Consider the following 13,023-nt stretch of genomic DNA (forward strand, 5'->3'; position numbering starts at 1 on the left):
GGTAATCGGCTGGAGGCGACAGCCGGTGTCAACATCGGACGACTGCGGGCTGTCGGCCGGCCTGGCTATCCTCGGGTTCGTGCAGGCAGGCAACCGTCAACTGCTCGGCGACGCGGCGCTGGGCGCGGCCGTATCGGCCGTGGTCGCCGTGGCCGTCGCGATGGATCTCGGCGGCACGCGCGGTCCCGGCCTGGTGGCATACGTGTTCGCGGCCGGGCTGGGCGCGCTCATGCTCGTACGGCGGCGCTTTCCCGTGCTGGCGCTGGCGGCGACCGCGGTCGGCCTGATCGCCTACCACGCCGCCGGCTACCCGCCGATCGGGCTGGCCCTGCCGGTGGCGGCCGCACTCTACTCCGCGGCCGAGGCGGGCAGCCTCGTGGTCGCCGCGACGGTGGCGGGGGCCCTCGTGCTGGTGAGCACCATGTTCCGGCTGCGCGAGGGCGATGACCCGGAATACCTGCTGGGGTTCGAGCTGTCGTCCACGATCGGGTTGATGGTGGCCGCGATCGCGCTCGGCGCGGCCGTGCGGGCAACCCGGCTGCTGCGTGCCGAGCAGCGCCGTACGATCGCGCGGGCCGCGGCAGAGCGCGAGCGCGAGGCCCGGCGGCGAGTGGAGGAGGAGCGGCTGCGGATCGCGCGGGACCTGCACGACGTGCTGGGCCACACGATCGCGGTGATCTCCGTCCAGGCCGACGTGGCCAGGGAGGCCCTCGACGACGACCAGGCCGCGGCCCGCTCGGCGCTGACGATCATCCGGCGGGCCGGCGACGACGCCATCCGCGAGCTGCGCGGCACGCTCGGGCTGCTCAGGGACGACGAACAGGGCGCCGGCCGTGCGCCCACGGCCAGCCTGCGCCACCTGGACGCGCTCGTGGCGGCGACCGCCGGCAGCGGGTTGGCGGTCCATCTCAGCACCGAAGGGGAGCCGGTGTCCCTGCCCGTGGTCGTGGACGCCACGGCCTGCCGGATCGTGCAGGAGTCGCTGACCAACTGCCTGCGGCACGCCCAGGCGACCAAGGCCGAGGTCTGCCTGCGCTACGAGCGCGACCGGCTCGGCATCACCGTCACCGACGACGGGCGCGGCGCCGACCTGCCTCGCGAGCCGGTCGGGCGCGGGCTGGCCGGAATGCGGGAGCGGGCCGCGCTGATGGGCGGCCACCTGGCGGTGAGCTCGCGGCCGGGGGCCGGGTTCCGCGTCGAGGCGTCGCTGCCGCTGAAGGCGCCGCGATGATCCGGGTCGCGCTGGTCGACGATCAGGAGCTGATGCGCGCGGGGCTGCGGGCGCTGCTGGAGCGGGCGGCGGACATCACCGTCGTCGGCGAGGCCGCGGACGGCTTGGCGGGATACGCGCTCGCGGTCGCCGAGCGGCCTGACGTCGTGCTCATGGACATTCGCATGCCGGGGGTCGACGGGATCGAGGCGACCCGGCGGATCGTGGCCGACGAGCGGCTGCGTGATGTGCGGGTCGTCGTGCTCACCACCTTCGACACCGACGCGCACCTTTTCGACGCCATCCGCGCGGGCTCGTCGGGGTTCCTGCTGAAGAACGCCGCCCCGGACGAGCTGCGCGCGGCGGTGCGCACGGTGGCGGGCGGCGAGGCGCTGCTGTCGCCCTCGGTCACCCAGCGTGTGCTGGCGGCCGTCGCCGACCGGCATCATCCGCCTCGGGGGCGGCTGCCGGCGGAGCTCACCGAGCGCGAGCGAGAGCTGCTCGCCGAGATCGCCGCCGGGCGCTCCAACGACGAGATCTCCCGGCGCCTGTTTCTCAGCCCGGCCACCACCCGCACGTATGTCAGCCGGCTGCTGACCAAGCTGGGGGCGCGCGACCGTGCCCAGCTCGTGCATCTCGCGTATGAGAGCGGCCTGGTCCAGCCGGGCGAAGACGACGGGTCTACGGTGACCGGCCCGCTGCCGCGCTCCAGGCCATAGCCGGGGCTCGACGAGGCCGCTGATCCTCATCCACAGGGGCAACACGTCCTCGACACGATCAACGAGACCGCAGCCCGGCGGACCAGCCAAACGGCAGACCCCTGAAGATGGCGGAGGCGTGCCTGGGACTATCTTTCCGAGGGCGCTGCGGCTCCTGTCCGGAAGAAGCGGGCGGTGTGGTCATCGGCGGGAAAGTACGCCTCGACGGCGATCTCTTCCAGCGTGACGTCGAAGGCGGCGCCGAACGTCGTGACGGTGTTGAAGAAACACAGCTCCGCTCCGAGATGGCTGATGCGGATGGGCAGGGCGATGTCGGCGGGATCGGGCGGCGGCGGATCACCGTCGGGGCCGTAGGACAGCAGTTCCTCATACAGCGCGCTCAGCTCCGGATCACCGGTGTGCGCCACCTGGCGGGCGAGCCGGGGCAGCAGGTACGCGCGGACCTGCCCGAGGTTGCGCAGCCGCGGCGCGAACCCGCCCGGATGCAGGCCCAGCCGCATCATGTTGACCGGCGGCCGCAGCAATGACGCCTCCACGCCCTCCAGGAAGACGTCGATCGCGGTGTTGGCGAACAGCAGGTTCCAGCGACGGTCCACGGCGAGCGCCGGATACGGTTCGTGCCCCCGCAGGATCTGCTCCAGGACATTCCGCGCCGACGCCAGGTGCGGATCTCCCAGCGGCCGCTCGCGGATGATGGGCGCGTGCCCGGCCGCGACCAGCAGGCGGTTGCGTTCCCGTAGCGGGATGCCCAGATGCTCGGCCAGGCGCAACACCATCGCGCTGCTGGGAACGGTCCGTCCCGTCTCCACGAAGCTGACGTGCCGGGTGGACACCTCCGCCTGGATCGCCAGATCGAGCTGGCTGAGCCCTCTACGGTGCCGCCACTCGCGCAGCAGCTCACCGACCGGCCGGTCGTGCATCATGCGGCGATTATGGCCCCACCTCCTCGATCATCGCGATTACATGGCATGTAATCGACAGGGCTGGGCAGCCGCTGCGACGGTGGGCCCCATGAGCGAAAGCAGCAAAGCCGCAAGCAACAAGCAACTGGTTCTCCACGGCTTCACCCAGTTCGCGGCGGGGAACATCGACGTGCTCCGCACGCTTCTGCACGAGGACTTCATCGAACACAGCCCGGGAAACCCCTCGGGGCGGGAGGCGTTCATCGCGTTCATCGCCGAGGCTCCGGTGGCCCGCGCCCGGCTCGACCTCAAACGGGTCATAGCCGACGACGATCATGTGATGATGCATTACCACATGGCCACGGACGACGATCCGCGCGGCGTCGCCGTCGTCGACATCTGGCGGCTGATCGACGGGCAGATCGTCGAGCACTGGGATGTGGTCCAGCCGGTGCCGGAAGCCGCACAAGTTCCCCACGGAATGTTCTGACCGGGCGGTATAAAGCAGATATCCACCTCGATCGAGATCGATGCGCCGGCGATGGCGGTCTGGTCCGCCCTGGCTGATTTCGATGGCTATCGGGCCTGGAATCCGTTCATCTGTGAGGCGTCCGGTCGCCTGGCGGTCGGCAGCAGACTCACGCTGAGGATGTTCCCGGCCGCCGGGCGAGCGATGACCTTCCGGCCGACCGTGCTGGCCGCTGTCCCGGGATCCGAACTGCGCTGGAATGGCCGGTTGTTCCCCGACCGCCTCTTCCCGGTCAGTGATCGGGTCTTTCACCTCGACCGGCACCCGCCCAACCCACAGATCCACCACCTACACCGCGTGTCCCGAATCGTTGCCGATGGTTGATCTACCAGGAGGCGGGCGGCCGAATCGCGGCCGCACCTTCTCCGGTCACAGGATGCTCCATTGAAGGTCATCGTCGTTGTTGCGTGGCGCGATGACCCGCCTGATCACCTCGGCCGCCTTGTCTGGAGAATGCGTGGATTTCCGCGCGTTCGTGGAGATCATTCGTAGCTCCCGAAAATCCCGCAACACCGGGTAGCCGCTCCCCTTGGTGATGTCCCAGCCGTACGTGTCGGCGAAGTCGAGGTAGGCGTCACGGCCGTACCCGAACCGGCGGCAGTGGACCTCGACTGTCACCAGGTCCACTCGGGCTGGCCGGTTGAGGCGCTGTCCCAGTCACACAGGACAACGCCGCAACGAGACAGGACACCGCGCCTGAGGATCACGGCGGGGCGGGTCCTTCGAACTTCGCCACCAGGTTGCGCTCCATCGGGTTCTTGATCAGGCAGGTCCGGCTCAGCGCTTCGGCGTCACCCGGCCGTGGCCTGGAGTTGGCGCTCTTCCTCCGCGGCCTTTTGGTCATATGTGGAGCGAGCGGCAGAAATCTCCTGCTGGTGTTCCTCAGTCCAGATCACCAACGATTTGATCACCTCGTGCAGCGAGATACCGAGCGCGGTCAGCTCGTAGTCCACCCGGGGCGGCACCACCGGGTAGACAGTCCGCCTGACAAGCCCGTCCCGCTCCAACTGGCGCAGCGTGACCGTGAGCATCCGCTGGCTCACGCCGTCGACGGTACGGCGCAGTTCGGAAAACCGCATCGTCCGCCGGTCAAGGAGGGCGATCACCAACAGCGACCACTTGTCTGCGACGCGGTCGAGGATGTGCCTCACATCGCAGTCCGCCCGAACATCCCACTGCCTGGCCTGGTCGTCCTCGGTTCCCGTGCAGTAACCCAGTGCCTTTGAAGTGCCGTCTTCCATGGCTCCCCAGGGTGACGCAAGATTCCCTCGTTACCAAACGGAACCATGAGAGAGAGTTCCCGTGTCCACCACCGTTCAATCCCCGGCGCCGTCGCTACGCCTGACGCCACGGTCCTGGGGCATGCTGCTCGTCCTGTGCGGGGCGATCTTCCTGGAGGGCATCAACGTCGCCATGCTCAACGTGGCGCTGCCCGCCATCCGCACCGACCTCGGCCTGTCCACCGGCGAACTGCAGTGGGTGATCAGCGCCTACGTCCTGGGCTACGGCGGATTCATGGCCGGTGGACTGCTCTACACCTCCTTTCAGTTCGGCGCCGCCCTCGGGCTCGCCGCCGGCACCGCCGTCATCGTCGCCACCACGGCCGGCGGCAGCGCAGCCGACCTGCTCGGCGGCTATCGCGCCGCCCTGGCCGTCCCCATCGCCGCCGCGGTCCTGGCCGCTGTCATCAGCGCCTTCGGACTGCGCAAGGAGCAAAACCAATGACCGTCACAGCCACGTCCTTCGCCGAGATCGAGAGCGAGTTCAACGCCTTCGTCGGCGCCACCGTGTACGCCACCATGGTCACCATCGACGCCAAGAACCGCCCCCGCACCCGCGTCCTCATCCCCGTCTGGGAAACCGTGGACGGGCAGCCACGCGGCTGGCTGGCCACCTACAAGACCCCCGTCAAGGCAGCCCACCTGGCCGGTAACCCGCACACCTCCTTCTCCTACTGGAAACCGGGCAACAACTCCGTCGCCATCGAGGCCGTGGCCACCTGGACCGAAGAGCTGGACGTCAAGCGGCACGTCTGGGACCTCTACCGCGCCACCAGCCCGCGCGGGGCCGGCTACGACCTCGGCAACTTCTGGCGATCGCCCGCCGACCACAAGCTGCATGTCCTTCGCCTAGACCCCTGGCGCATTCAGGTGATCCGCGGCATGGACCTGCGCAGCCGGATCTGGACAGCGCCAGAGGCGTGACGTCGGCCACGGTGTGAGCGGCCCTGCCACTTGCCGACTGGACGCAGCTGCGGTTGCCGATCGAGGCACGGCGAGACTTCGGACGATGCGACCGGCGCCGGCACGCCGACTCACCAACCCCTGACCGGCGCCGGCCCGCGCCACCGCCCACACCCTCGGCGAGGCACGCGGCTGGAGCCGACGCGTGGGCAGCCGTAGGTACGGCGTGGTGATCGGTGCGCGCCCGCTTGGGGCTGTTCGTCAACGTGGCGGGGCCGGCTCACGGCGCGGCCATGTGGTCAGGGCCAGCTCGGCGATCTTGGCCAGCTCGGCCGCGCCGGCTCCGTCCCGGGCACGCTGTGACATCCCTTGGAAGACGACGGCGAAGTAGCCGGCCAGCGCATCCGGGTCGGCGTCGGCGGGCAACTCGCCTTCCCGCTGCGCGGCGCGCAGGCGTTCCTGGAAGACCGTGAGGTTGCTGTTGCGGAGGTCGCGCAGGAACGCCGCTATCCCGGCGTCCTGGACGGTGACGTTGGTGGCCGCGCTGATGGTCAGGCAGCCGGCCGGGTGGGAGGGGTCGGGGAAGATCGCCGCGGCCTCGCGCAGGATGCGGGCGAAAGCCCCGTACGCCGTGGGCTCCTCCTGGAGCGCCACGCCGACGAACGCGCCGACAGGTGAGCGCCCGTAGGCGTGCACCACCTCCTTGAACAGCGACCCCTTGTCGCCGAAGGCGGCGTACAGGCTGCCCGGCCTGATGCCCATCGCCTCGGTGAGCTCGCTGACCGAGGTCGCCTCGTAGCCGCGCTCCCAGAACAGCCGCATGGCCTCGGCGAGGGCCGCGTCGCGGTCGAACACCCGCGGACGTCCTCGTGCCGCACCTGTCTTGCTCATGCTCACATTGTAGAGCGTTCACTCAAAAAGTCGTGCTACCGTACTTGTTGAGGGATCACTCAACAAATGGAGGGCAGTCATGGGAGCGTATGCACTGGAAGGCAAGGTCGCGCTGGTCACCGGCGGGAGCCGGGGGATCGGCCGGGGCATCGCCGAGCGGCTCGGCCGGGACGGGGCCGTCGTGGCCGTCGCGTTCGCCCGCGACGAGGCCGCGGCGGACGAGGTCGTCACGCGGATCCACAAGGACGGCGGGCGCGCCTTCGCACTACGGGCCGAACTCGGCGCCCACGGCGACGCGGCCGCGCTCTGGGCCGCCTTCGACGCGCGGATCGAACGGCACGCGCCCGGCGGAGGCGTCGACATCATCGTCAACAACGCCGGGATCGCGCGTAGCTCGAACCTGGCCTCGCTCACCGAGGAGGAATTCGACGAGGTCTTCGCGGTGAACGTCCGGGCGCCGTTCTTCATCGTGCGGGAGGGGCTGCCGAGATTGCGCGACGGCGGACGGATCATCAACATCTCCAGCGGCGCGGCCCGCCTCGCGATGCCGGAGGGCATCGCCTACGGCTCCACCAAGGGAGCCTTGGACACCTTCACCCTCAACCTGGCCAAGGAACTGGGCCCGCGGCGCATCACGGCGAACTCGGTGGCGCCGGGGATCGTCGACACCGACATCAACGCGGGATGGCTGCGCGGCAACCCGGAGGCCGAGGCGCACGCCGCGTCGCTGGCCGCGCTGGGCCGGGTCGGGCGGCCCGATGACATCGCCGGCATCGTGGCCTTCCTCGCCTCCGACGACGGCCGCTGGGTGACCGGCAGGGTGATCGACGCGACCGGCGGCGCCGGACTGTGACTCCCCTTCCCGTCAGGAGCGGCGCCGCGCCGCGTTCGGCAGCGGCGGCGGGAGCGACGAGGGGCGTGCCCGGCGAGCCGGGAAGCACTATTGCTGGGTCAGGGCGAGCTTGACGCCGAGCGCGGCGAACGCGGCGCCGAACCCGCGTCGCATCCAGGTCAGCACCTTGGGCCGGGAGATCACGTGGTTTCTGACCGCGGCGGCGAACAGGCCGTACCCGGCGAAGACCACGAACGTCAGCAGCATGAACACGGCGCTCAGCTCCAGCATGCGGGCCAGCGCGGCGGGCTCGCCGGTGCTCACGAACTGCGGCAGGAAGGCGAAGAAGAAGATCGACAGCTTCGGGTTGAGTATGTTGATCAGCACTCCGTCGGCGATCACCTTGGCCGCCGGGCGCGGGGCGGCCTCCTGCTCCACGCTCAGCGCGCCCCGCTCCCGCAGGGTGGACCAGGCCATGTAGAGCAAGTACGCCACGCCCGCGTACTTCAGCACCTGGAAGGCGACGGCGCTGGTGTGCAGCAGCGCCGCCAGGCCGGTGACGGCCGCCGCCATGTGCGGCACGATGCCGAGGGTGCAGCCGAACGCCGCCACGACGCTCGCCCGCCCGCCGCGCGACAGGCCGGCCGCCAGCGTGTAGAGCACGCCGGTGCCGGGGGTGACGATGATGACGAGCGAGGTCAGCAGGAACTCGATGCTCACAGGCGGCGGCCTTCCTCAAGGCGGGTGGTGCCTGCACCCAACCACTCCCCGCCTTCTATGTCAATCTTTGTTTATTTTAGTCGGTACGGGGCCAGGCGTCACCCCAGCCGACGTCCCTGGCCTCCCGGTAGAGGTCGCCCTGCCGCTTGGAGACGATCACATCGCGGAGCTCGTTCGCGTCGGTGCACAGGCGCAGGGACACCACGCCCTTGCGTTTCTGCGGATGGCGCAGCACCCGGGCGGCGGCCCGCGGCCACTGCTCGGCCGTCGCGGCGACGTAGGAGAACTTCTCGTCCTCGAAGCTGAGCGTGCCCGCCTTGATCTGGCGGTGCAGGGGACTCCTGGGCAGGCGGACGGAGAAGTGACACCAGTCGCGTCCGGGCTGGATCGGGCACCGGCCGTCGTGCGGGCAGGGGGCGACGATGGTCATCCCCTGCTCGGCCAGCACCTCCCTGGCCGCGGCGATGGCGGCATAGCCGACCGGGGTGCCGGGCTCGATGATGATCACCATGGCGGCGCCCGTCGCGAGCCAGCGTACGACGCGCGGGCGGTCTTCTTCGGGAAGCTCGCCCAGCGCGTACGACATGGTCGCCAGGTCGGCCGGAGGCCGGTCGAGGCCGGGGCGGATGGAGGCGTGCCGCCAGGCCGCCTCGCGCAGGGCGGCGGTCTCGGACGTGCGCGCCAGGCGCCGCCCGAGGTCGATGATGCCGGGATCGTGCTCGATCACCGTGACCTGCCGCAGGGACGGCCAGGTCTCCCCCGCCGCCCAGATCGCCGCCCCGGTACCGCCGCCGGCGTCGAGGTGGGTGACCGGCTGGAAGCCCGGTGCCTGCGCCGCCGCCTGGCGCATGGCGGTCGCGGCGGCGGCGTAGGTGGCGGGCATGCGGTACGCGGCGTAGGCGGCGATGTCGGCCGGTGTTTTGATGTGCGCGCCCTCGGGGGACGGGCCGGTGCGGTAGCGCTCGGTGAGCTGCGCGACCGAGCGGGACAGCTCCTGCGGGGAGTAACGGGCCAGGAGCTTGTCCAGGGCGGCTCGGAGTTCATCGGGCAGCATGGCTGGTCTCACCTTCGAACCCCCGTCCATCCCGCGATATCAACCGTGGACATTATCAACCATGGCGACGGGTACCGGTGTCGCCGTGACGCGCCGCCGGAGATCGCGCGTGGCGAGGAACAGCAGCACCGCCCACACCGCGCAGTAGCCGCCGAACACCGCGCCTCCGCGATCGCTCAGCAGCGCCCCGCCGAGCATCCCCACCGCTCCGACGGCGGCCACGCCGGTGCAGAGCCAGTGCGCCGTCAGCACCATCCGGTACGGCCACCGCCCCGCGAACCGCACCCGCCCGGCCAGCAGGACCGCCATGATCAGCACCCCGGCCCCGGAGTTGCCCCACTGGGCCGACGCCACGTCGCCTGGGCCGTAACCCTGGTAGCTCTCGGGCGCGACCGTGGGACCGCCGGTGACACCGAGCCGTTCCTGGAGGGCGTACGAGATCTTCGACGCCACGTACAGACCCGTCCAGCCGATGGCCGCATACATCATCTTCATGCCACCCGACTCTGCCGTGGCGGCCCGGGGTCCGGCTCCCCCGTGCGGGGGATGGGGCTCCCCCCGCGGAGCTGTGCCCCCGGCGAACACACCCGCTCCCAGGCCGCATCCGGCGGTAGCCTCCGGGCCATGGTGATCGTCGACGGGGTTCCAATCGCATACGAGAAGGCCGGGCCGGAGCGGCCGGCGGGCACGGTGGTGCTGCTGCACGCGGGCGTGGCCGACCTGCGCATGTGGGAGCACCAGTTCCGGGCCCTGTCCGAGCGCTACCGCGTGATCCGCTACGACCAGCGCGGATCCGGCCGGTCCGGGGACGCCGAGGGCGAGGTGTGCCACCACGAGGACCTGCTCGCCGTCATGGACGCGCTGGAGGTCGAGCGGGCGGCGCTGGTCGGCTCCTCGATGGGCGGCGCGTACGCCACCGAGGCCGCGCTCGCCGCCCCCTCGCGCGTGGCCGGGCTCGCCCTGATCAGCTCGGGCCTGGCCGGTCACCAGTGGCCGCAGGACATGCTGGAGCAGGCCCGCGAGCGGGTCCACGGCTCGGTGCCGGCCGACCGCCTGGCCCGCTACAGCGCCGGCGCCGCCGGCCGGGTGGATCCCGCCGATGTGCGGGCGATGGCCGAGGCGCACACGCTGTGGCAGGTCGCGGGCCCCGAGCGCGGCCGCGAGGCGCTCTGCGACGCGGTGTGGGAGGCGGCGGTGGAGATGTGCTGCCTGGTGTTCGAACGCATGTGGACCGGCCCCAGGTCCACGGCACGTTTCCTCGCCCCGCCCGCCGCCCGCCGGCTGCCCGAGATCACCGTCCCGACATTGGTGATCAACGGCCTGTCGGACGTGCGCGGCATCCAGGAGGTGTCCGGGCTGCTCGCGGCGGGCATCCCGGGCGCTCGCCGTCTCGACCTGCCCGAGACCGGCCACCTGCCGCCGCTGGAGCGGCCGGCGGAGGTGACGGCGGCGCTGGAGACGTTCCTCGCCGACATCCCCTGAGGGGCGCTGGAGACGTTCTTCGCCGACATCTCCTGAGTGGCGCCGGAGATGTTCCTCGCCGACGTCCGCTGAGGTCCGTCACCCCTCTGAGTGAGGCCAGGCGGTCGGCGAAGGGTGCCGGGCCAGGATTCCGCCGATCGCCGACGCCAGCAGGTCCCGGTGCTCCTGCGGCATTTCGCCCGCCAGCGCCTCCAGCCGCTCGGTCACCGCGTCGTGCGCCACCCTCGCGACCCGTTCGCCGTCTCGGGTGAGCGTGATGCGGCAGGCCCGCCGGTCGCGGGCGTCCCGCGTGCGCGCCACCAGGCCGCGTTTCTCGGCCCGGTCGACCAGCCCGGTCAGGCTCGACTTCTCCAGGTGCAGCGCCCGGGTCAGCTCGGTCATCCCGACCGGCCCCCCGATGAGCACGCAGAGCAGCTGGGCCTGCTGCGGCGTCAGCTCGTGCTCCCGGCTGACCTCGGCGAAGACCTGCTGCACCAGATGCGCCAGGCGGACGAGCGCCTCGGTGAAGCGCAGGACCGGCTCTCTCGTCGTGACCACGGAACCGAGTCTAGTTGACAGTGGTTCGCAAAACGAACTATTTTCGTTCGCAGAGCCAACTGTTCGCACAGCCAACTAACGGGGCGCGGCCCCAAGGAGATTCTCATGCCCGACCACGGCCACACCGGACGCCGCGCCGCCGCGCTGGCCGCCGTGCCCACCCCGGATGACGGCGTGCGCCTCACCGACGTCCGCGTGTGGGACGAGACCACCCGCCCCACCGGTCCTCGCCCCGACCCCGCCCGCCGCTACACCCCCAGGGAGCAGGCCAACGGCCGGCACCTCATCGATGTCCACGATCACCTGCGCGCCGAGCTCGCCCAGCTACGCGACCTGATCGACCAGGTGGCCGCGGGCACGCTCGACGCGGACGCGGCCCGCTCGCACATCAACACCATGACGATGCGCCAGAACAACTGGACGCTCGGCGCCTACTGCGAGTCCTACTGCAGGCTCGTCACCATGCACCACACCGCCGAGGACGCCATGGTCTTCCCGCACCTGCGCCGCGCCGAGCCCGGCCTGGCGCCCGTGCTCGACCGCCTCACGGAAGAGCACCACGCCATCCACAAGATCCTCGAACGGGTCGACCGGGCCCTCGTCGCGTTCGTCACGGACCCGGCCGGCCTGGACGACCTGAGCGCCGCCGTGGACCTGCTCACCGACAGCCTGCTTTCGCACCTGTCGTACGAGGAGCACGAGCTCGTCGAACCCCTGGCCAGGCACGGCCTCTAGCTCCCGGCCGGGGCGGGAACGCGCGCCGCCGGGCCGCGACCACGACCCCCAGGGCGACGGCCACCAGCGGGAACGCGGTCCACGGCAGCGCGCCCGCCCCGGCGCTCTCCAGCACCACCCCGCCGGCCAGCGACCCGGCGGCGATCCCGGCGTTGTACACGGTGGTCTGCATGGACGTCGCCACATCCGCGTGCTCCGGTCCCGACGCGTTCACCAGCGCCGTCTGCAGCAGCGTCGGCACTCCCCCGAACGCCGCCCCCCACAACGCCACCGCCACCAGCAGCACGCCCGCCGAAACGCCGAACGCGCCCGTCATCGGCATCACGACCGCCATCGCGGCCAGCGCCAGCACGAGCGTCGCCCGCAGCCGCCGGTCGATCACCGCGCCGACCATCAAGATCCCGGCCACCGTCCCGGCCCCGAACACGAGCAGCACCAGACTCGTCCGCCCGGGCCCGGACAGCTCCGTCAACGGCGCCAGGTACGTGTACATCGCCTGGTGCCCCACCAGCACCAGCATCGTCACGCCCAGAACCGGGCGCACGCCGGGGATCACGGCGACCCGTCGCAGCGGCACGCGTACCGCGGCCGGCTCGCCCGGATAGTCCGTCACCTGCCACAGCACCCACCCCACCAGGACGACCGCCACCACCGCCAAGCCCCCGAACGCCGCCCGCCAGCCGAAGGCCCCGGCCAGCGCCGCGCCCGCCGGGATGCCCGCGCACAACGCGACCGTGATCCCGGCGGAGACGATCGCGATCGCCCGCCCCCGCCGCTCGGCCGGGACCATGCGGGCCGCGTACCCGACCAGCATCGCCCACAGCACTCCCCCCATGACGCCGGCCAGCACCCGCGCTCCGAACGTCACGGCGTACGACGACGACACCGCGGTCACGCCGTTGAGCACCGCGAACCCCGTCAACGCCGCGACCAGCACCGGCCGCCGTCTCAGCCCGCGCAGCGCCGCGGTCACCGGGATCGCGGCCAGGAACGACGCCACCGCGTACGCCGTCACCAGGAACCCGACCCGCCCCTCGGTCACACCCAAGGCCCCGGCCATCTGGGGCAGCAGCCCGGCGGGCAGCAGCTCCGTCATCACCGCCGTGAACGCGGCCGTGAACAACGCCAGCAGGCCCGGCCACGGCATCTTCCCCGCGCGTACCCGCCCGGCGATCATCGCATCTGACATGCGATCATGCTGAAACATTCACATCAATGTGAAGGCAAGT

18 protein-coding genes are annotated in these 13,023 nt (G+C 71.1%); 9 read left to right on the forward strand and 9 right to left on the reverse strand.

What is annotated here, in order from left to right; genetic code table 11:
- Positions 1-25 precede the first annotated feature (25 nt).
- Together ACTMTI_RS41190 and ACTMTI_RS41195 are read left to right on the forward strand one after the other, a co-directional pair.
- Positions 26-1,231: a sensor histidine kinase gene (locus ACTMTI_RS41190; protein WP_441126217.1), complete on the forward strand. Its 1,206-nt coding sequence runs from the start codon at positions 26-28 to the stop codon at positions 1,229-1,231.
- On the forward strand, positions 1,228-1,929 hold the full coding sequence (locus ACTMTI_RS41195) for a response regulator (protein ID WP_441126218.1): 702 nt from the start codon (positions 1,228-1,230) through the stop codon (positions 1,927-1,929). The genes ACTMTI_RS41190 and ACTMTI_RS41195 overlap by 4 nt, the downstream gene beginning before the upstream one ends.
- Positions 1,930-2,057: 128 nt before the next feature.
- On the opposite strand, the gene ACTMTI_RS41200 is transcribed toward ACTMTI_RS41195, so the two are convergent.
- Complete coding sequence (locus ACTMTI_RS41200; protein WP_441126219.1) at positions 2,058-2,852, reverse strand: helix-turn-helix domain-containing protein; 795 nt, start codon at positions 2,850-2,852, stop codon at positions 2,058-2,060.
- Between the two features lie 88 nt (positions 2,853-2,940).
- On the opposite strand from ACTMTI_RS41200, the gene ACTMTI_RS41205 reads away from it, so the two are divergent.
- On the forward strand, positions 2,941-3,321 hold the full coding sequence (locus tag ACTMTI_RS41205; RefSeq protein ID WP_441126293.1) for a nuclear transport factor 2 family protein: 381 nt from the start codon (positions 2,941-2,943) through the stop codon (positions 3,319-3,321).
- An 18-nt stretch (positions 3,322-3,339) separates the two neighbouring features.
- Positions 3,340-3,684, forward strand: a complete 345-nt coding sequence (locus ACTMTI_RS41210; protein WP_441126294.1) for an SRPBCC family protein — start codon at positions 3,340-3,342, stop codon at positions 3,682-3,684.
- A gap of 45 nt (positions 3,685-3,729) precedes the next feature.
- On the opposite strand, the gene ACTMTI_RS41215 is transcribed toward ACTMTI_RS41210, so the two are convergent.
- Both ACTMTI_RS41215 and ACTMTI_RS41220 read right to left on the reverse strand, forming a co-directional pair.
- Entirely contained in the window at positions 3,730-3,978 is a 249-nt protein-coding gene (locus ACTMTI_RS41215) for a hypothetical protein (protein WP_441126220.1), read from the reverse strand.
- A 173-nt stretch (positions 3,979-4,151) separates the two neighbouring features.
- Positions 4,152-4,601 carry a winged helix-turn-helix transcriptional regulator gene (locus ACTMTI_RS41220; protein WP_441126221.1) on the reverse strand — a complete coding sequence of 150 codons (450 nt, stop codon included), beginning with the start codon at positions 4,599-4,601 and terminating at the stop codon, positions 4,152-4,154.
- Between the two features lie 61 nt (positions 4,602-4,662).
- Between ACTMTI_RS41220 and ACTMTI_RS41225 the strand changes: the two genes are divergently transcribed.
- The gene (locus ACTMTI_RS41225; protein ID WP_441126222.1) at positions 4,663-5,085 is read left to right on the forward strand and encodes a hypothetical protein; all 423 of its coding nucleotides are present in this window, start codon (positions 4,663-4,665) and stop codon (positions 5,083-5,085) included.
- Positions 5,082-5,564: a pyridoxamine 5'-phosphate oxidase family protein gene (locus tag ACTMTI_RS41230; protein WP_441126223.1), complete on the forward strand. Its 483-nt coding sequence runs from the start codon at positions 5,082-5,084 to the stop codon at positions 5,562-5,564. The genes ACTMTI_RS41225 and ACTMTI_RS41230 overlap by 4 nt, the downstream gene beginning before the upstream one ends.
- Positions 5,565-5,804: 240 nt before the next feature.
- Here the strand turns inward: ACTMTI_RS41230 and ACTMTI_RS41235 are convergent, their stop codons facing one another.
- Entirely contained in the window at positions 5,805-6,434 is a 630-nt protein-coding gene (locus ACTMTI_RS41235; protein ID WP_441126224.1) for a TetR/AcrR family transcriptional regulator, read from the reverse strand.
- 79 nt (positions 6,435-6,513) lie between these two features.
- Here ACTMTI_RS41235 and ACTMTI_RS41240 point away from each other — a divergent pair, with 79 nt between their 5' ends.
- Positions 6,514-7,287 (forward strand): SDR family oxidoreductase, encoded by a 774-nt coding sequence (locus ACTMTI_RS41240; protein WP_441126225.1) that lies wholly within the window; start codon positions 6,514-6,516, stop codon positions 7,285-7,287.
- An 87-nt stretch (positions 7,288-7,374) separates the two neighbouring features.
- On the opposite strand, the gene ACTMTI_RS41245 is transcribed toward ACTMTI_RS41240, so the two are convergent.
- The 3 genes from ACTMTI_RS41245 to ACTMTI_RS41255 form a co-directional block, all read right to left on the reverse strand.
- Positions 7,375-7,986 carry a LysE family translocator gene (locus tag ACTMTI_RS41245; RefSeq protein ID WP_441126226.1) on the reverse strand — a complete coding sequence of 204 codons (612 nt, stop codon included), beginning with the start codon at positions 7,984-7,986 and terminating at the stop codon, positions 7,375-7,377.
- Between the two features lie 76 nt (positions 7,987-8,062).
- On the reverse strand, positions 8,063-9,040 hold the full coding sequence (locus ACTMTI_RS41250; protein WP_441126227.1) for a small ribosomal subunit Rsm22 family protein: 978 nt from the start codon (positions 9,038-9,040) through the stop codon (positions 8,063-8,065).
- Between the two features lie 39 nt (positions 9,041-9,079).
- Positions 9,080-9,535 (reverse strand): hypothetical protein, encoded by a 456-nt coding sequence (locus tag ACTMTI_RS41255; protein WP_441126228.1) that lies wholly within the window; start codon positions 9,533-9,535, stop codon positions 9,080-9,082.
- Positions 9,536-9,664: 129 nt separating this feature from the next.
- On the opposite strand from ACTMTI_RS41255, the gene ACTMTI_RS41260 reads away from it, so the two are divergent.
- Entirely contained in the window at positions 9,665-10,522 is an 858-nt protein-coding gene (locus tag ACTMTI_RS41260; protein ID WP_441126229.1) for an alpha/beta fold hydrolase, read from the forward strand.
- A gap of 78 nt (positions 10,523-10,600) precedes the next feature.
- Here ACTMTI_RS41260 and ACTMTI_RS41265 read toward each other — a convergent pair whose 3' ends face one another.
- Positions 10,601-11,059, reverse strand: a complete 459-nt coding sequence (locus ACTMTI_RS41265; protein WP_441126231.1) for a MarR family winged helix-turn-helix transcriptional regulator — start codon at positions 11,057-11,059, stop codon at positions 10,601-10,603.
- A 105-nt stretch (positions 11,060-11,164) separates the two neighbouring features.
- Here ACTMTI_RS41265 and ACTMTI_RS41270 point away from each other — a divergent pair, with 105 nt between their 5' ends.
- Positions 11,165-11,794, forward strand: a complete 630-nt coding sequence (locus tag ACTMTI_RS41270; protein ID WP_441126232.1) for a hemerythrin domain-containing protein — start codon at positions 11,165-11,167, stop codon at positions 11,792-11,794.
- On the opposite strand, the gene ACTMTI_RS41275 is transcribed toward ACTMTI_RS41270, so the two are convergent.
- Entirely contained in the window at positions 11,718-12,983 is a 1,266-nt protein-coding gene (locus ACTMTI_RS41275) for an MFS transporter (protein ID WP_441126233.1), read from the reverse strand. The two genes, ACTMTI_RS41270 and ACTMTI_RS41275, sit on opposite strands and share 77 nt — an antisense overlap.
- Positions 12,984-13,023 lie beyond the last annotated feature (40 nt).

Origin of the sequence: Nonomuraea sp. H19 (assembly GCF_052068215.1) — a bacterium.
Classification (GTDB): domain Bacteria; phylum Actinomycetota; class Actinomycetes; order Streptosporangiales; family Streptosporangiaceae; genus Nonomuraea.